Raw genomic sequence first — 18,225 nt, 5'->3', positions numbered from 1 at the left:
TGATTTGAAATTTAACTGTTCAATCCATTATTTATTATCCGGAGCATACTACCTGCCGGGGTTTTAATAGGCTAATAATAGAAACACTATTGCAATTTGAACGTTATATTAATTTTATTACCAAATTTGACGCTGAATATTACAGCTCATATTTGAAAAACATATCATTGTGAAAAACCCCTCATATATAAAATCATTGTTTTTATTGTGTATCGTATTGTTTTCGAGCTTAAAATGTGTCAGCACAGATAAAAAGACCGATAACAATGCCCCACATAAAATAGCCGTAGCCAGTTTTTTGAGCGAAAAGCAATTTAACACCCTTTTCCCACAGCGCGATAAGTTTTATACCTATGCCGCTTTTATAAAGGCCCTTAAAGAAATGAGCCTTATTAAAGTTAAGGTGGCAAGGCGCGCCGTATCTGTTTACCAGTTTACCCGTACAGATAAAAGTACCGGCCTGGCAACCATTATACGACAGGATGAAGACTGGAACGAGGAATGGGCCAAAAAGAAACCCGACAGTACTTACTTAATTGATTATGGTAATTTTTGCTCGGAAAGAGATTTATTGACCAATAAAAAGGAATTAGCTGCCTTTTTTGCCCATATAGCCCACGAAACCAGGCATGGCGAAAACGGAAAGTATAACGACGGGCTGATGTTTATACACGAAAGCAACACTTCATTGCCTTATATTTCCGATAATGATACCTACCCTGCCGTACCCGGTAAAAAATACTATGGCCGCGGCCCTTTACAAATCAGCTATAATGGTAATTATGGTTATGCATCTGATTGTATCTTCGGGGATAAAAAGATATTGCTGAATAACCCGGAATTGGTTGAAACAGATCCGGTAGTGGCCTTTAAAACCGCTATTTATTTTTGGATGACCCCGCAAACCTTCAAACCATCGGCACATGATGTAATGATTGGCAAATGGCTGCCCAATGCTGCCGATAAAGCTGCGGGCCGTACCCCGGGCTTCGGGATGACCATTAATATTGTGAACGGCGCAGTTGAATGCGGAAAAGGCGAAGGAATTTACAGCATGAACGACCGTATTGGTTTTTACCAGTATTTTTTAAAGGATTTGGGTGTTAGCGATGCCAATTGTGCCTGCTCCTGCGGAAAAATGAAGCCTTATTTATAGAGCTGACAATATGCCGGCAAACGCCCCGTGCTCACCCTTCGAGAACCTCAGGTTGACAGCCTAATTGAAGAATTGAGTTGGGGTGTCATGGTGAGGTACTCGAACCATGAGGGTAAAGGCCTCTACGCTCACCCTTCGAGAGCCTCAGGGTGACAGCCTAATTGAGAATTGAGTTGGGGTGTCATGGTGAGGTACTCGAACCATTAGGGCAAAGGCCTCTGCGTTCATCCTAAGACTGCAAACCCTTACGCATTAATTGCTTCCTTTATTTTTATTTGTATTTTAGTGTGCTTGTTTTTTAAAGCAAAAATAAATGGATACAAATTACCCCTTTAATACCGCCGGCCTTTGCACAGAAGAAATTGACAGGTTTCATGACACCTACAATGTACTTAAAACAAAGTTTGATATTGCACTAACCGGCCACATTGATTTTCAGTTAGAAAACTTTGAAGTGTTTAAACATTACCAGGGCATTAATATCCGCGACTCGTATGTCATAAAACACGAAAACAATAATAGCTATATCCTTTTTATTGAAAGCCAGTTAAAGCACCACGCCCATGGGCATAATGGCCCCGGTTACGAGTGCCAGACATGGGCATTGGCTTATTTAAAACATAATTTTGGCCGCGTTTTAATAAGGCCTGAAACCCTTGCCGATAAAATAATTGAACTGATACACCCCGTTGAACTTGACTTTGAGGAAGACAAAGCCTTTAGCGATACCTTTTATGTGCTGGTAAATGACCATTACAAGGCAGTATCAGGCATCGACCGTAATTTTAGAAATGCGGTTATGGATGTACGCGAAGATGATTTTGTGATAGAAATAGTTGAACACACCCTAATTATTGGCAACAGTAAACCCATCTCGCCCGAAAAGGCAATCTACCTGGCAGAGTTTGTATCAAGGCTTTGTACCGCCTGCGATTAAGAAAATATGAGCTAAAAAAAGTTATAAAATAATTAGCGGAGAGGTTTTCAACTAAACTTCTTTCATTATGGCGCTATGCCTATCCACTGTTTGGATGCTGGTATTGGCATAATCATTTTCAACCAGGCCATCGCGCATACGCACTATACGGTGAGCATGCAGGGCAATATCTTCCTCGTGGGTAACTAATATAATGGTATTGCCTTTGGCGTGAATATCCTCAATCAATCCCATTATTTCAATAGATGTTTTGGTATCAAGGTTACCGGTAGGCTCATCGGCCAATATAATGGATGGGTTATTGATCAGTGCGCGGGCCACGGCTACACGCTGGCGTTGTCCGCCCGATAGTTCGTTAGGCTTATGATCCATACGGTTACCAAGGCCAACATTTTCAAGGCTCAGCTTAGCGCGTGCCTGTCTTTTCTCCTTACTTATCCCGGCATAAACCAGCGGAAGGGCAACATTATCCAATGCAGTATTACGTGGCAGCAGGTTAAATGTCTGGAAAACAAAGCCAATTTCGGTATTCCTCACTTCGGCCAGTTCATTATCCGTCATGTGGCTTACGTTGATGCCGTTCAGGGTGTACTCACCTTTTGAAGGGGTATCCAAACAGCCTAAAATATTCATCAGGGTTGATTTTCCGGAACCCGAGGGGCCCATCAGCGCAACAAACTCTCCTTTATTAATAGTTAACGTAACCGATTTAAGGGCATGAATAATTTCAGTACCGATAACATATTTACGTCCAATATCTTTAAGGATTATAAGTGGCTCCATTTTGTTTTCTGTTTTGACTACAGCAACAGAAATTTGTTACAGCCAAACGCTAATATGATAGCAATACTTATTTAAGATCTATCACCTTGGGCACCAAAAAGAAATCATCATCGCGCTTGGGTGCATTCTGTAAGGCTTCCTGGTGGGTAATCTCCGCTTTAACCACATCCTCGCGCAAAACATTCACCTCATCGGTCATGTAAACCAATGGCTCAACGCCCGAAGTATTGATTTCATTCAGTTTAGCCATAAAATCAAGGATCTTGTTCATATCCTTTATCATATCCTGCTTTTCGTCACCGCTAAGTTCCAGCCTTGCAAGGTGTGCTATTATATCAACTGCTTCTTCGTCAATGGTCATGCTCATCGCAATTCGTTTAATTATTCTCTGATCTTTATAGCTACAAATATATTACAAATACCCGGCCTGCTGTGTAATCATTTAACTGCACTGCATAAAACTTTCCCGGTATTTTCTCTTTAGAGCGATTTTCCTAATCGCTCAAATAAAATTCTCTGCAATAGCTATAAAATGGCGGCCGATACATTTTCACTTTCCAACTTCCCGCTAATAATACTGTAAACCTGCTCACGCAGGGCATCAGCATCAGTTAGTAGTGTAGTATCAATAGGTTTATGAACGTAAAAATTACAGATACCCGGTTTTGTACCATGTTTAGTACCATCGTCCCAAAGCATTTTCCAGGTGTTTGCTGATGAAACGGGGATAATTGGGATCTTATAATCAATAGCTAACTTAAAAGGGCCGTTTTTAAACTCATGCAGGGTTGGCGGGTAATCATCGCCTATTTTACCTTCCGGAAATATGATAAGAGTTGTACCTTCTTCCAGCTTTTCAGTAGCCTTTTTAAAGGCCCTGTACGACGACATTTTGCTATCCCTGTTTACAGGTATATCAACCGAACGAAAAAACAACCCGGTTACCAGCCCATCTTTCAATGCCTCCTTACCCATAAAGCTATAATTGCTTTTTACCAGTACACACATGGCCGCAATATCAAGGTTTGAGGTATGGTTGGGGCAAATAATATAAGTTTTGCTCCAGTCAATAGGCTGTTCATATTCAAAGCGGTAAAAAAAACCAACCAGGGCCGAGCTTACCAGCGCCCAGATGCTGCGCAAAGCATTCATACTGCGGTAACGGCCCGGCTTAAGCGAAAAATAATAGAACAACGGCCAGCATAAAAAGTAAGAAAGAGCAACGCTTAACACGTAAAGATAAACGTGGATTTTTTTCAGGAACAATTTCATCACCATCAAAAATATAAAATTTCCTTACTTTCGCCACATGGAAACTGTTGTTAGTGGTATCCGTTCAACCGGAAACTTACACTTAGGAAATTATTACGGAGCTATACAGAACTTCGTAAAAATGCAGCATGAATATAACTGCTACTTTTTTATAGCCGATCTGCATTCGTTAACTACGCACCCTACCCCCGCCAACCTGCATGGTAACATAAAACAGGTATTGGTGGAGTATTTAGCGGCCGGTATTGACCCTGAAAGGGCTACGATATACATACAATCAGACGTGCCCGAAATATCTGAGCTGTACCTTTACATGAACATGAACGCCTACCTTGGCGAGCTGGAACGCAGCACCTCATTTAAAGATAAGGTACGTGCCAATCCCGATAATGTGAACGCCGGCTTATTAACCTACCCGGTTTTAATGGCGGCAGATATTATTATCCATAAAGCTACAAAAGTACCTGTTGGTAAAGACCAGGAGCAGCACCTTGAAATGGCCCGCACCTTTGGCAACCGTTTTAACAGGCTTTATAATAAAGATTTTTTCCCGGAGCCTTTTGCCTTTAATTTTAGCGAGAACCTGGTAAAGATTCCCGGGCTTGATGGTAAAGGTAAAATGGGAAAATCAGAAGGTGAGGGCAATGCCGTTTATCTGTCTGACACGCCGGAGATGATCCGCAAAAAGGTAATGCGTGCAGTTACCGATGGCGGCCCTACAGCTGATAACCAGGAAAAACCAGTTGAGATCCAAAACCTGTTTGATATTATTAAGGTGGTATCATCTGCCGATACATACGAGCATTTTGATAACCTGTACAATACCTGCCAGATCCGCTACGGCGATTTGAAAAAACAGCTTGCCGAAGATATAATTATAGCAACAGCCCCTATCCGCGAGCGGATCAATGATATTGCTAATGATGCGCCTTACCTGCGCCAGGTTGCCCGCCATGGTGCTATAAAGGCCCGCGAAAGCGCTTCAAGAACACTTAAGGAAGTTAGAGAGATCATTGGTTTCAGGAGCTTTTAATTTAGATTACTGGCCTTGATTGGATTTTCACCGGCAGATAATTTATAATTAAATTGATTTGTAAAATGTGGTGTTAAAATTCGGGCAAATCTGTAAATTGTGAAAATTCTGATTCAGACAAAAAACTAAACTATCACATGCACATTGCCATAGTAGGAAATATAGGAGCCGGTAAAACTACACTTACGGAATTATTAGCTAAAAATTACGGCTGGGATCCTTTGTTTGAAGCGGTTGATAACAACCCATACCTGGAAGATTTTTACAGCGACATGAAACGCTGGAGCTTTAACCTGCAGATCTATTTTTTAAATACCCGTTACCGCCAGATAATTGATATTCAAAAAAGCGGTCATAATATTTTGCAGGACAGGACCATTTATGAGGATGCTTATATTTTTGCAGAAAACCTGCACGATATGGGTTTAATGACCACCCGCGATTATGAAAACTACCAGGCTATTTTTGATAACATTACCGAGTTTATTAAACCACCCGATTTGCTGATATATCTGCGTGCATCTGTACCTACCCTTGTAAACAACATCCAGCGCCGTGGCCGTGAGTATGAGTCGGGCATCAGGCTTGATTATTTATCAAAACTGAACGATAAATACCAGAAATGGATAGGCAACTACAAATTGGGCAAGCTATTGATTATTGATAAAGACAATATTGATTTTGCCAACAATACTGAAGACCTGGCAACTATAGTTCAACTGATTGAGCGGGAGTTGAACGGTTTGTTTTAAAAAACACTGTTAATGAAGTCCATAATCTCATTTCTAACCACAATAGGTGGTTTTGCTGGTTTAATAACCTTGATTTGGAAAATAACTGAAGAGTTTAGAACATATCTTTTGATCAATGTAGAGGTTAGAAAGGTTGAAAATAACTATACAATTTTCACAGAGGTTCGTAATATAAATAAGCTATCCAAAAAAAAAATAGAGAACGCATTTTTAATTATTTCGCCAGAAAAATGTGATATAATTAAAGCTGGACAAAGGATTGCACAAGATTTTGACTTAGATCCAAAGTCAATCACAACTACTAATTGTTTTGTAAAATTTCGAAATTATAGTGAACCAGATATACCTATTTATAAAGATCAGGAAATTGTTTTTATACCGCTTGATTTTTATTATTTGGAGAATCTTCATTTGGCAGATGAACAATTAACTTACACATGCTTTGTAAATAAAGAGTTTCTTTTAAAAGGCAAATATTCCGTAAGATTTTACTTGTGCAATGAAAATCGCCTCCCTCGTTCAACTCAGGATCTGCTAATAATAAACTGATAAATTAATTTAAATAATGAACATTCTCGGTATCATTCCGGCCCGTTATGCATCTTCCCGTTTCCCGGGTAAGCCATTGGTTGATATTGGCGGAAAAAGCATGATCCAAAGGGTTTATGAGCAAGCCAAAAAATGCACTAACCTTACCGAGGTTATTGTTGCTACTGACGATGAGCGCATTTTTGACCATGTAACCGGCTTTGGCGGCGTTGCAGTAATGACATCGGCCGATCATCAAAGCGGCACCGACCGTTGCGCTGAAGTAGCCACACAGCACCCCCAATACGAGGTGATCATCAACATACAAGGCGACGAACCTTATATAGACCCCGAACAGATCACCAAATTAGCCACCTGCTTTAATGATGCCGCTACGCAAATAGCCACCCTGATAAAAAAGGTACAAAACGAGCAGGAGTTATTGAACGTGAACTCGCCGAAGGTGGTGATCAATAAACTTTCAGAAGCCGTTTACTTTTCACGCTCGCCCATGCCCCACATCCGCGGGCAAGAACAACAGGACTGGCTAAAGCATTTTACCTATTTTAAGCACATCGGTATTTACGGTTACCGTGCCGACATTTTACAGCAGATTACCAAATTGCCCGTATCATCATTAGAAAAAGCCGAAAGCTTGGAACAGTTGCGCTGGATAGAAAACGGCTACCGCATAAAAGTTGCCGAAACCGAACTGGAAACTCACGCCATTGATACGCCAGAGGACCTGGAAAAATTATCGATAATATAACCGCAGGCCGGTTTACACAACGCTGAACATCTTAATTTTCAGGGCAATGAGGTATTCCTATCAAATTCTCAACAAATAGTCCAAATCCTGAAAATTTTCATACTTTTGCATCCCGTACACAAACATTTGTTTCGGCCTAAAGCCGGGGCAAGATCAGCAAAATCATGACTAAATATATCTTTGTTACGGGCGGCGTTACCTCGTCGTTAGGAAAAGGAATTATATCTGCTTCCTTAGCCAAACTTCTTCAATCCCGTGGTTATACCGTAACCATTCAAAAGTTCGACCCTTATATTAATATCGATCCAGGAACATTAAACCCATACGAGCATGGTGAATGTTATGTTACCGAGGACGGAGCCGAAACCGATCTTGACCTTGGCCATTACGAGCGTTTTTTAAATACGCCAACATCAAAAGCCAATAACATTACTACAGGCCGTATTTATCAAAATGTAATTAACCGCGAACGCGAAGGTGCATTTTTAGGTAAAACAGTACAGGTAGTTCCGCATATTACTGATGAGATCAAAAGAAATTTCCGCATACTGGGCGAAAGCGGCGATTACGATATTGTAATAACCGAATTAGGCGGTACCGTGGGCGATATTGAATCGTTACCCTACATTGAGGCTGTTAGGCAATTCCGTTGGGAAGTAGGTTCTGGTAACTCGCTGGTTATCCACTTAACGCTAATCCCTTTCCTTGCAGCAGCAGGCGAATTAAAGACTAAGCCAACCCAGCACTCTGTTAAAATGTTGTTAGAATACGGTATCCAGCCGGATATTTTAGTTTGCCGTACCGAGCACCACTTAAATAACGATATACGTAAAAAAATAGCGCTGTTCTGTAATGTTAACATCAACGCGGTTATTGAATCAATTGATGCCTCGACCATTTATGATGTGCCTTTGCTGATGCTGAAAGAACAGCTTGATAAAACGGTATTAACCAAGCTTAAATTACCTCATAAAACAGAGCCTGAGCTGGTAAACTGGAAAGACTTTTTAGGCAGGTTAAAAAACCCTACATCCGAAGTAAAAATTGGCCTGGTAGGTAAATATGTTGAACTGCCCGATGCTTATAAATCAATTATTGAATCATTTATACATGCAGGCGCTAAAAACGAATGCAAGGTTAAGGTTGAATACATCCCATCAGAAATGTTAACGCCGGGCAACGCTGTTGAACGCCTTAAAGGCTTACATGGTGTATTAGTAGCACCGGGCTTTGGCGAACGTGGCTTTGAAGGTAAAATTGAAGCCATCCGTTATGTACGCGAAAACAATATTCCGTTCTTCGGCATCTGTTTGGGTATGCAATGTGCCGTTGTTGAATTTGGCCGTAATGTGTTAGGTTTAAAAGAAGCCAGCAGCACCGAAATGAACCCTGATACCCCTCATCCGGTTATTGGCATGATGGAAGAGCAAAAGAAAGTGGTAAATAAAGGTGGTACCATGCGCCTTGGTGCTTATGCCTGCGATTTAAAAAAAGGCAGCAAGGCCGAGAAATTTTACGGAAAAACAAGGATCAGCGAACGCCACAGGCATCGCTATGAGTTTAATAATGAGTATTTAAAGCAATATGAAGCAGCAGGTTTAACACCATCGGGATTAAACCCTGAGAACAACCTGGTTGAGATAGTTGAACTTAAAAACCACCCGTTTTTTGTTGGCTCACAATTTCATCCGGAATTAAAATCAACAGTTGCAAATCCACACCCTCTTTTTATTAACTTTGTCGCCGCTTCGATGGCTTATGCCCGTAAGCAATAGTTATTTGTACGCAATATAGAAATGGATAAAAATACGTTTACAGGATTGTTCCTGATCATGGTCATAATGGGTGCTTCATTTTTCTTTATGAAGCCTTCAGAAGCTGATCTAAAAAAAGAAAGAATAAAAGCACATGCTGACTCTGTTAAAAGAGGCCAGATAGCCGGACCAAAAGCTGCAGCAGTAAAATTTGTTGACAGCGCAAAGGCCCTTGCCAATAAACCCGTTGATTCGGCTTTATTAAAAACTCCTTTTGGCGCTACCACCGTAGGTACCGAAAAATTCATCACCCTTGAAAACAAAAACATTCGTGTAAAATTAACCACTCAAGGTGGCCGCGTTTACTCGGTTGAATTGAAGGATTACAAAACTTTTGATAAAAAGCCGCTGATATTGTTTGATGGCGAGCACAATCACTTTAGTGCAAGCTTTGCTGCCGGTAACAGCAGCATTAGTACCGATAAACTATACTTTACCCCAAGTGCAAACGAATTACAGGTAAGCGGTAAAGATTCAAGCACTGTTACTATGCGCTTAAGCTACAGCCCAACTCAGTATATTGATTATATATACTCGCTAAAAGGCGAAGGTTATAAAGTTGGCTTAACCATAAAATCAACCGGGTTAGACCAGGTGATTGCCAACAGCGGCACCATAAACCTTAACTGGGCTGCCAACATGCGCAAGCAGGAAAAAGATTTGGTCCAGGAACGCAGGTACTCAACCCTGTATTACATGGATACCGAAAATGCAGTGGATTACCTAAGCGAAAATAAAGACGACCAGAAAGAAGTTAGCGACAAAAAGATGCAATGGGTATCTTTCCAGGCACACTTTTTCTCGGGTGTATTGATCGCTAAAGAAGGTTTCAGCAAGGTTAACATGGCTGTAAATACAGATGTTACCGATACCGCGCACAGCAAGCAAATGAGTGCCGGCCTTATATTAAACAAAAGCACCGACGGAACCTTCCCAATGGAATTTTACTTTGGGCCTGATAAATATAATTTCCTGAAAACTCAGGGTTACCATTTGGAGAAACAAGTTTACATGGGCTGGGGATTTTTAGCTTATATCAACCGTTTCTCGGTATTACCGGTATTTAATTTCCTGAGCAAGTTCACCAGTAACTATGGATTGATCATTTTGGCTTTAACCATTATCCTTAAATTGGTATTATCACCGCTAACCTACAAGTCATACCTATCAATGGCTAAAATGCGTGTTTTAAAGCCGGAGATGGATGAAATTAAAACCAAAGTTGGCGAAGATAACCCTACCCTTTTACAGCAGGAATACTTAAAGCTTTACAAAAAGGCAGGCGTAAACCCATTGGGTGGATGTTTGCCATTGGTGATACAGATGCCGATCGTGTTTGCATTCTTCCGCTTCTTCCCGAGTTTATTTGAACTGCGCGGACAAAGCTTTTTGTGGATGCATGATCTTTCGACCTACGACTCGATCATTACCTTCCCTAATATTCCGTTTATTGGTAACCACTTAAGTTTAATGTGTTTACTGATGACTATTTCAACCCTTATCTATACTTATTTTAATAACCAGATATCGGGTGCAACAGGCCAGATGAAATATATAGGATACATTACCCCTATCATTTTCTTAGGTGCGCTGAACAGCTATCCATCAGGCTTAAATTATTACTACTTTTTGGCTAACATGTTAACCTTCTTACAGCAATACATTATCCGTTTTATGGTTGATGACAAGAAGATTCACGCTCAAATACAGGAAAACAAAAAGAAACCTGATGAGAAAAAGAAAAGCGGCGGTGGTTTCCAGGCTAAAATGGAAGAAATGATGCGCCAGAAACAACAGGCAGCAATCGCTCCAAAAAAGAAATAAACTTTCCGAGAAATCGGTAAAACTTAAAGCCGGGTGCAATGCATCCGGCTTTTTTATTGGCAGCTAATATTTTCAATAATTGTAACCTGAAATAAATACTTTTTTATCGCGAACTAAAAATATTAGCAAAAACTTATTACATTTACAACCATGTATGCAATTGTTGATATTGAAACTACGGGTGGGCATGCCAGCGCAAATGGTATTACAGAGATAGCTATTTGCATACATAATGGTAAAAAAGTAATTGAGCGTTACTCCACCTTAGTAAATCCGCATAAAGAGATCCCGATATATATCAGTGCATTAACAGGCATCACCAACGAGATGGTACAAAACGCCCCTCCTTTTGCCGATGTTGCACACGATGTTTATCACCTGCTTAACAATAAAATATTTGTTGCCCATAATGTAAACTTTGATCACTCGTTTGTGCGCTATCATTTAGCTGCAGCCGGGTACGATCTGCAATGTAATAAGCTGTGTACCGTAAGGCTGGGCCGTAAAATACTACCCGGCCTGCCCTCCTATAGTTTAGGAAAGCTTTGCAATCATTTAGGCATCAGTAACGAAAGCCGCCACCGTGCCGCCGGCGATGCCGAAGCTACCTCGCAGTTATTTACATTATTACTGAAAAGTGATACGCAAAGCCACATCCCTTCAGCTTTAAAGCAAAACTCAAAGGAGCAGGTATTACCGGCCAACCTGCCTAAAAAGGATGTGGAGGCGCTGCCAGCATCACCGGGCGTATATTACTTTCACGATCAAAAGGGGAAGGTAATTTATGTGGGGAAAGCAAAAAATTTAAAAAAACGCGTTACCAGCCATTTTACCGGCAACAACCCCGGCCCGCAGCGGCAGGAGTTTTTACGAAATATTTATAACATCACCTTCCAGCTTTGCGGTACTGAATTAGTTGCTTTTGTATTAGAGGCCGTGGAGATCAAGCGCCTTTGGCCAAAATATAACCGGTCGTTAAAGCGGTTTGAACATGCCTACGGTTTATATGCGTTTGAAGACCAGCGCGGCTACCTACGCCTGGCGGTTGACAAGCACCGTAAAATGATGGGCGCGCTTTATAGCTGCAACACCTTATTTGAAGGCCGCAGCGTACTCAATACATTGATTGAAACCTTTGGCCTTTGCCCAAAACTGTGCTTTATTCAAACCAATACCGGCCCCTGCACCGGGACAAATAAAGAGCAATGTGCCTGCGACGGTAATGAAACAGTTGAGGCCTACAACAGCCGGGTAAACTTAGCTATTGATGAGCTAAACAAGGCCCTGCCTACTTTTGCCATCAGGGATGCCGGGCGTAATGATGAAGAACATAGCTGCCTGCTGATTGAAAAAGGCAAGTTTTACGGCATGGGATATATATCTCATTATTTTGATGCCGATAACCTGGGTCAGCTTAAAAACTATCTTACACCGTACCCTGGTAATGATTATATCCGCAATATGGTTGATAATTATGCACTTAAGTTCCCAGAGCGTAAAATGATGTTTGCGGGTTAGATTAAGCCCTGTCAATATACTTTTCTACTTGGTTTTTCCTTCGGATTATTATTTTAACAAACAAGTTAATTTTTCATAAACAATAGTTTTATACGTGGGTTGTTATTAAACATTACCTTTTAAAACTATATTATGGATAGCATTAACCAACAACAGCCCGAAGATAATTTCAAAAATCTGGATGGCCCCGAAGCAATCAGCAAGCTAAAAGAACTTGCCGAGTCAAAAAGCTGCTTTTTTTGCAGCAACATTAAAACAGGCGCACCGTTTTCTACCAGGCCAATGTCTGTTCAGGAAGTTGACGAAGATGGTAATCTTTGGTTCCTGAGTGCTAATGACAGCCACAAAAATGATGAGTTAGTACATGATCCTTTTGTACATTTATTATTCCAGGGATCACAATATTCTGATTTTCTAAACATCTATGGTATTGCTTCAGTAAGCGAGGACAAGAAAAAGATTGATGAACTTTGGGAGCCGGTACTAAAAACATGGTTTACCGAAGGTGAGGACGATCCAAGGATCTCGGCTATAAAGGTTGAACCTATTGATGGCTATTACTGGGATAACAAACACGGTAATGCCGTTGCGTTTATTAAACAACTGGCCGGCGCAGCAATTGGTAAAACCCTTGATGATTCAATTGAAGGAAAACTTTCTGTATAATTGATCAGCAGCCTTACAGCGTTTTAAACCTTTGTAAGGCTGCTAAACTTTTTTTTATATAATGCCTGCCTTTTCAAGCTCAGCCTGCATTTCTTTTTGGATCTTCATAGCTTCATCACGTGCCGCTTCGGCAAAATCAGCACCGTTTGAAGCATAGATAATAGACCGCGAAGCATTTACTATTAAGCCGCAATCCTTAGTTATCCCATAATGGCAAACTTCGGCAAGGTTACCGCCCTGTGCACCTACCCCGGGTACTAATAAAAAGTTATCAGGCGCATATTTACGGATATTAGTAAACTCGGTGCTTTTTGTTGCACCTACCACATACATAATCCTATCTGCATTGGCCCAGGTATTCGCTTTTTGTATTACTGCCTCGTATAAAAAACCATGTTCAGTAGTCAGGTATTGAAAATCCTTACTCCCTGCCGATGAGGTTAGCGCCAGTATAATTACCCATTTATCTTTATACTCAAGGTATGGTGATACCGCATCGTGCCCCATATAGGGCGATAATGTAATGGCATCAAAACTCATCCCCCCTGCCGATTCATCAAAAAAAGCCTTGGCATACATACCCGATGTATTACCCATATCTCCGCGTTTGGCATCTATTATATTCAAACATTCTTTTGGCAGGTACTTCCAGGTAGCTATCAGGCTTTGTAACCCTTGCACGCCATGTTTTTCGTAAAAAGCGGCATTAGGTTTATAGGAGATACAAAGATCATGCGTAGCATCAATAATGCGCTTGTTAAACTCAAATATCGGGTCGGGATAATCCTTTAAAAAAGCCGGGATCTTTTCAATATCGGTATCGAGCCCAACACATAAGAAAGATTTTTTTAGTTTGATTTGCTCAATTAGCTGCTGGCGGGAGATCATGAAAAGAGATTAATTTTTTTGAATGCCCAAAAAAACTAAAAATTAGCTTAAGAGTTAGCCACAATAAGGATATTTTTTTAAATAGTTTGATAATTTAAATTTAATGAGTAGAATTGCAATGTTTTCCATTGAATTTTTCTTGCACTAAAGAAACAATTTAAAACTCCACGTTTATTTTTTTTAAATTTTTACATGGGTTTAGATGTTGCATAAACAGGTTGCATAACAAATTTATTTCATTAAAAACATCTCCGTTTATAAAATTTTATAAATAGAATTTGCTAAAACACATTAAATACCCTGCTTTGGGTAAGCAACTAAATAGTAAGTGAAAATGCCGGTACCATTAGGTACACTTGAAAAATAAATACCACTACAAAAAATTATTCTTATTAAAAATCCTTTTGAACTATAATTCATAATATGTTTGATACAAACGAATTGAACGATAAACTCGTTTCTGAGTTGCGTGATATTGCTAAAAACCTGGGTATTGCCGAGGCTGATGAACTTAGAAAAGCGCCACTTATCACTAAAATTGTAGAACAATCGCAGTTAATTGAAGCAGCCCGTGCTCAACAAAACACTGTGAACAGTAATTATGCTGCCATTGATGAAACCCCTGCCGAAGCCAGCGAAAAAACACGTAAAAGAGTTCGTACTATAAAAAGCAGCACTACGCCACGTGTTGAGGTTCCGTTAGATGACACCAATTTATTTGATGCACAGGATGACGAAACACCAGCAGAAGAGCCTGAAGCTGCCCCTGCAATAACCGCAGAAGAAAGCCAAAGCGACAATATAGGTGAAACTACCGCGCCTGTACAGGCTGAAGAAAATGCTGTCAAAACCGAAGGCCAGATTGTTGAAGGACGCAACCCTAAATTTGAGCGCCGGGTAAACAATCAAAATAACCAGCAAAAAAACCAGGAACCTGCTATAAACCTTGATTTTGACAATGTTATTGTTAATGAAGGTGTGTTGGAGATTATGCCCGATGGGTACGGCTTTTTACGCTCATCTGATTATAACTACTTAACATCGCCTGATGATATTTATGTATCACAGTCGCAAATAAAACTTTTTGGTCTTAAAACAGGTGATACCGTACGTGGCAGCATCCGTCCGCCGAAAGAAGGTGAAAAATACTTCCCTTTGGTACGTGTGGAAGCCATTAACGGCCGCATCCCTGCAGAAGTACGTGACCGCGTACCTTTTGATCACTTAACCCCACTATTCCCATCAGAAAAGTTGAACCTGTTTACCGATGCCGGTAACTATTCAACCCGTATAATGGATTTGTTCTCACCTATTGGTAAAGGACAGCGTGGTTTAATTGTTGCGCAGCCTAAAACTGGTAAAACCATGTTATTAAAGGATGTAGCCAACGCCATTGCTAAAAACCACCCGGAAGTTTACCTGATCATTTTATTGATCGATGAGCGCCCTGAGGAGGTTACAGATATGTCGCGCAGCGTACGTGCCGAAGTAGTATCATCAACATTTGATGAGCCTGCTGAGCGTCACGTAAAAATTGCAAATATCGTTTTAGAAAAAGCAAAAAGAATGGTTGAGTGCGGCCACGATGTTGTGATCCTGCTGGATTCAATCACCCGCCTTGCCCGTGCATACAATACAGTGGCTCCTGCATCAGGTAAAATATTATCGGGAGGTGTGGATGCTAACGCATTGCACAAACCTAAACGTTTCTTTGGTGCTGCCCGTAACATTGAGGATGGTGGTTCATTAACTATTATAGCTACAGCATTAACCGAAACCGGATCAAAAATGGACGAGGTTATTTTTGAAGAGTTTAAAGGTACCGGTAACATGGAGCTTCAGTTGGATCGTAAATTATCTAACAAACGTATTTTCCCTGCTATTGACATCACTGCTTCAAGCACCCGTCGTGATGATCTGTTGCTTGACCGTGAGACCTTACAACGCATCTGGATATTGCGTAACCACCTGGCAGACATGAACTCGCAGGAATCAATGGAGTTTTTACAGGGCCAGATTAAAGGCACAAAAACCAACGAAGAGTTTTTGATTTCCATGAATTCGTAATAATTTAGTATTTATGAAGTTATAATTAGCAGAAAGTTAATACACAACTTCATAAATACTTAACAAAATCTTGATACCTTCATACCGGAATGAAGAATCGGCTCAAAAAACACTTACCAAATGCCATTACCTGTGCAAACCTTTTTAGCGGTTGCGTAGGTATTGTGCTGGCTTTTAAAGGAGAACTTGTTGCAGCTGCATACGCCATCTTCCTTTCGGCAATTTTTGATTTCTTTGACGGGCTTGCCTCACGTGTGCTTAAATCATTTTCGGGCATAGGGAAAGACCTCGATTCACTGGCTGATATGGTAAGCTTTGGCGTATTACCCGCAGTAATTATGTATCAATTGCTTTTACAGGCACATCAAATTGATAATGTAAGCACCTGGTTAAATTTCATTGCATTTTTAATCCCGGTATTTTCGGCATTAAGGTTGGCAAAGTTTAATGTAGATACCCGCCAGGCCGAAAACTTTATAGGTTTGCCCACACCAGCCAACGCCATATTGATCGCCTCGTTCCCAATAACTATCAGCCATAATAACGAGTATTATACACCGTACCTGTTAAATCCTATTGTGTTATCGTGCTTTATTGTGGTGATGTGCTCATTGCTGGTGCTTGAATTGCCAATGATGTCCTTAAAATTCAAGAACAGGGATTTTAACGAAAATATTTTCCGCTATTTATTACTGCTGATTGCGGCAATACTGATACTATTTTTTAAATTTGCCGCAGTACCGGTGGTTATATTAATATATATCATCCTATCAATAATCAAATTTAAATTCGCAAATGATCCTATCATGAGCGCCCCGCAAGAAGAAAAATAAAGTCATTAAAAAGCTTTATCATCTGTTTTAAGGAAAGCATCTGAAAGTTCATTTAAAGATCAAACTATTACACAAAACCAATATTTTAATGAAAAAGTTTCAGGCTGAAATTGACGTAATGCCAAAAAAAGAAATACTTGACCCGCAAGGAAAAGCAGTAACAGGAAGCATGAAAAACCTTGGTTTAGCCGAAATTCAAAACATACGTATTGGCAAACACATAACCCTTGAGCTTGAAGCAGACAGTGCCGAAACTGCCCATACCAAAGTTGACACAGCTTGTAAAAACCTGCTGGCAAACCTAATTATGGAAAGCTATACTTTTAGATTAGAAGAAGTTTAATACTTAACGAAACTATATAACTTGAGGTTAGGGATTTGTTTGCGTAAACAATTCTCTAACCTTTGTTTTTTATAGCGGATATTAAAGCGTGGCGGCTATTTCTGCCTTAATAGTTACAAGGGTATCTAAGTTTTTAGCGATGATAGCATGTACCTCGTTAAATTTAGATACTAACAGTTCAGGCTCGGGTGCTCCTGCTTTAGCCATTAGTTCAACCTCTTGTACGGTAGCCTGGCTTATGGGCATACCGAAAAAACCAAGATTAGGCTTTAACTTATGCGCTGCTGATGCTACAATAGTCCAGTCTTTTTCAGCTATTCCTTTCGAAATAGTTTGTAAAAGTTCAGGCGTATGGTGCAAAAACATGTCGATCGATTCTACAATAAACTCATTGCTGCCATCGGCAATTTCATACAAAAAGGAAAGATCGAGATCCTGGTCAGGCAAAGTATACGACATAATGTAAGTTTATATCCATCAAAAATAAAACTTTTTTACGATCAAATTATCTTTAAGTTCACTTTTTATACCTAATATACTTTTATTAATTACCGGATGAATAAAAGCGGGAGCTATCTCAGCCAATGGTTCAAGAGTAAACCTCCGGTTATGCAATTCGGGGTGAGGAATTTGCAGATTGTCTTCATTAATAACTGCATCGCCGTAAAATAAAATATCAATATCTATCGTGCGCGATCCCCATTTCTCCTCCCGTTTACGGCCCAAAACAATTTCAATAGCCAATATTTTTTGCAGGATAATTTGTGCCGGCAAACTGGTTTGCAGCAGTATTACCTGGTTAAGGTAATCGGGCGCATCCGTTTTACCCCATGATTGTGTTTCATAAACCGACGAGGTTTTTATAACCGGCGCAATATCATTTTCAATCAGCTTAATAGCCTGTTGCATAAACAGGTGCCTATCGCCAAGGTTACTGCCCAGTAATAAAAAAACATCAATCATGTTGTAACAAATATTATGTATAAAGCTCTTAATATTATACGGTATCGAATTGCTAAGTTTGCATAGATAAAAGATTTAT

General features: G+C 40.2%; 19 protein-coding genes. 13 read left to right on the top strand and 6 right to left on the bottom strand.

The annotated features are described in order from the left end of the window. Positions 1-169: 169 nt before the first annotated feature. Both ACQY4U_RS17370 and ACQY4U_RS17365 read left to right on the top strand, forming a co-directional pair. On the top strand, positions 170-1,156 hold the full coding sequence (locus tag ACQY4U_RS17370; protein ID WP_428330719.1) for a chitinase: 987 nt from the start codon (positions 170-172) through the stop codon (positions 1,154-1,156). A 313-nt stretch (positions 1,157-1,469) separates the two neighbouring features. Beyond that, complete coding sequence (locus tag ACQY4U_RS17365; protein WP_428330718.1) at positions 1,470-2,093, top strand: hypothetical protein; 624 nt, start codon at positions 1,470-1,472, stop codon at positions 2,091-2,093. Between the two features lie 51 nt (positions 2,094-2,144). Here the strand turns inward: ACQY4U_RS17365 and ACQY4U_RS17360 are convergent, their stop codons facing one another. From ACQY4U_RS17360 to ACQY4U_RS17350, 3 genes are all read right to left on the bottom strand, one after another. After that, the gene (locus tag ACQY4U_RS17360; protein ID WP_428330717.1) at positions 2,145-2,876 is read right to left on the bottom strand and encodes an ABC transporter ATP-binding protein; all 732 of its coding nucleotides are present in this window, start codon (positions 2,874-2,876) and stop codon (positions 2,145-2,147) included. A gap of 67 nt (positions 2,877-2,943) precedes the next feature. Beyond that, on the bottom strand, positions 2,944-3,243 hold the full coding sequence (gene gatC, locus ACQY4U_RS17355) for an Asp-tRNA(Asn)/Glu-tRNA(Gln) amidotransferase subunit GatC (protein ID WP_428330716.1): 300 nt from the start codon (positions 3,241-3,243) through the stop codon (positions 2,944-2,946). Positions 3,244-3,401: 158 nt separating this feature from the next. Next, entirely contained in the window at positions 3,402-4,148 is a 747-nt protein-coding gene (locus tag ACQY4U_RS17350; protein ID WP_428330715.1) for a lysophospholipid acyltransferase family protein, read from the bottom strand. A 37-nt stretch (positions 4,149-4,185) separates the two neighbouring features. Between ACQY4U_RS17350 and trpS the strand changes: the two genes are divergently transcribed. The 8 genes from trpS (at position 4,186) to ACQY4U_RS17310 (ending at position 13,052) form a co-directional block, all read left to right on the top strand. Next, complete coding sequence (gene trpS, locus ACQY4U_RS17345) at positions 4,186-5,181, top strand: tryptophan--tRNA ligase (RefSeq protein WP_428330714.1); 996 nt, start codon at positions 4,186-4,188, stop codon at positions 5,179-5,181. A gap of 137 nt (positions 5,182-5,318) precedes the next feature. Further along, on the top strand, positions 5,319-5,933 hold the full coding sequence (locus ACQY4U_RS17340) for a deoxynucleoside kinase (RefSeq protein WP_428330713.1): 615 nt from the start codon (positions 5,319-5,321) through the stop codon (positions 5,931-5,933). A gap of 12 nt (positions 5,934-5,945) precedes the next feature. After that, complete coding sequence (locus ACQY4U_RS17335) at positions 5,946-6,482, top strand: hypothetical protein (protein WP_428330712.1); 537 nt, start codon at positions 5,946-5,948, stop codon at positions 6,480-6,482. A 16-nt stretch (positions 6,483-6,498) separates the two neighbouring features. Continuing rightward, positions 6,499-7,230 (top strand): 3-deoxy-manno-octulosonate cytidylyltransferase, encoded by a 732-nt coding sequence (gene kdsB, locus ACQY4U_RS17330; RefSeq protein WP_428330711.1) that lies wholly within the window; start codon positions 6,499-6,501, stop codon positions 7,228-7,230. Positions 7,231-7,394: 164 nt separating this feature from the next. Further along, positions 7,395-9,005, top strand: coding sequence for a CTP synthase (locus ACQY4U_RS17325; RefSeq protein WP_428330710.1), 1,611 nt, complete (start codon positions 7,395-7,397; stop codon positions 9,003-9,005). A 21-nt stretch (positions 9,006-9,026) separates the two neighbouring features. After that, positions 9,027-10,868, top strand: coding sequence for a membrane protein insertase YidC (yidC, locus tag ACQY4U_RS17320; RefSeq protein ID WP_428330709.1), 1,842 nt, complete (start codon positions 9,027-9,029; stop codon positions 10,866-10,868). 150 nt (positions 10,869-11,018) lie between these two features. Then, positions 11,019-12,386 (top strand): exonuclease domain-containing protein, encoded by a 1,368-nt coding sequence (locus ACQY4U_RS17315; protein WP_428330708.1) that lies wholly within the window; start codon positions 11,019-11,021, stop codon positions 12,384-12,386. Between the two features lie 132 nt (positions 12,387-12,518). Further along, the gene (locus ACQY4U_RS17310) at positions 12,519-13,052 is read left to right on the top strand and encodes a pyridoxamine 5'-phosphate oxidase family protein (protein ID WP_428330707.1); all 534 of its coding nucleotides are present in this window, start codon (positions 12,519-12,521) and stop codon (positions 13,050-13,052) included. A 54-nt stretch (positions 13,053-13,106) separates the two neighbouring features. Here ACQY4U_RS17310 and pyrF read toward each other — a convergent pair whose 3' ends face one another. Further along, positions 13,107-13,937: an orotidine-5'-phosphate decarboxylase gene (gene pyrF / locus ACQY4U_RS17305; protein ID WP_428331756.1), complete on the bottom strand. Its 831-nt coding sequence runs from the start codon at positions 13,935-13,937 to the stop codon at positions 13,107-13,109. Between the two features lie 426 nt (positions 13,938-14,363). Here pyrF and rho point away from each other — a divergent pair, with 426 nt between their 5' ends. The 3 genes from rho to purS all read left to right on the top strand — a co-directional run bounded on the left by rho (position 14,364) and on the right by purS (position 17,183). Beyond that, entirely contained in the window at positions 14,364-16,007 is a 1,644-nt protein-coding gene (rho, locus tag ACQY4U_RS17300) for a transcription termination factor Rho (protein WP_428330706.1), read from the top strand. Between the two features lie 89 nt (positions 16,008-16,096). Next, on the top strand, positions 16,097-16,840 hold the full coding sequence (gene pssA, locus ACQY4U_RS17295) for a CDP-diacylglycerol--serine O-phosphatidyltransferase (protein WP_428330705.1): 744 nt from the start codon (positions 16,097-16,099) through the stop codon (positions 16,838-16,840). Positions 16,841-16,928: 88 nt separating this feature from the next. Next, entirely contained in the window at positions 16,929-17,183 is a 255-nt protein-coding gene (gene purS, locus ACQY4U_RS17290; protein WP_428330704.1) for a phosphoribosylformylglycinamidine synthase subunit PurS, read from the top strand. 81 nt (positions 17,184-17,264) lie between these two features. On the opposite strand, the gene ACQY4U_RS17285 is transcribed toward purS, so the two are convergent. Both ACQY4U_RS17285 and folK read right to left on the bottom strand, forming a co-directional pair. Continuing rightward, positions 17,265-17,642: an Hpt domain-containing protein gene (locus ACQY4U_RS17285; protein WP_428330703.1), complete on the bottom strand. Its 378-nt coding sequence runs from the start codon at positions 17,640-17,642 to the stop codon at positions 17,265-17,267. An 18-nt stretch (positions 17,643-17,660) separates the two neighbouring features. Next, entirely contained in the window at positions 17,661-18,146 is a 486-nt protein-coding gene (gene folK, locus ACQY4U_RS17280; RefSeq protein ID WP_428330702.1) for a 2-amino-4-hydroxy-6-hydroxymethyldihydropteridine diphosphokinase, read from the bottom strand. Positions 18,147-18,225: the final 79 nt, after the last annotated feature.

The sequence above is a fragment of the Mucilaginibacter sp. genome, from assembly GCF_965277465.1.
Classification (GTDB): Bacteria; Bacteroidota; Bacteroidia; order Sphingobacteriales; family Sphingobacteriaceae; genus Mucilaginibacter.
This window is presented reverse-complemented; position numbering and strand designations above follow the sequence as displayed.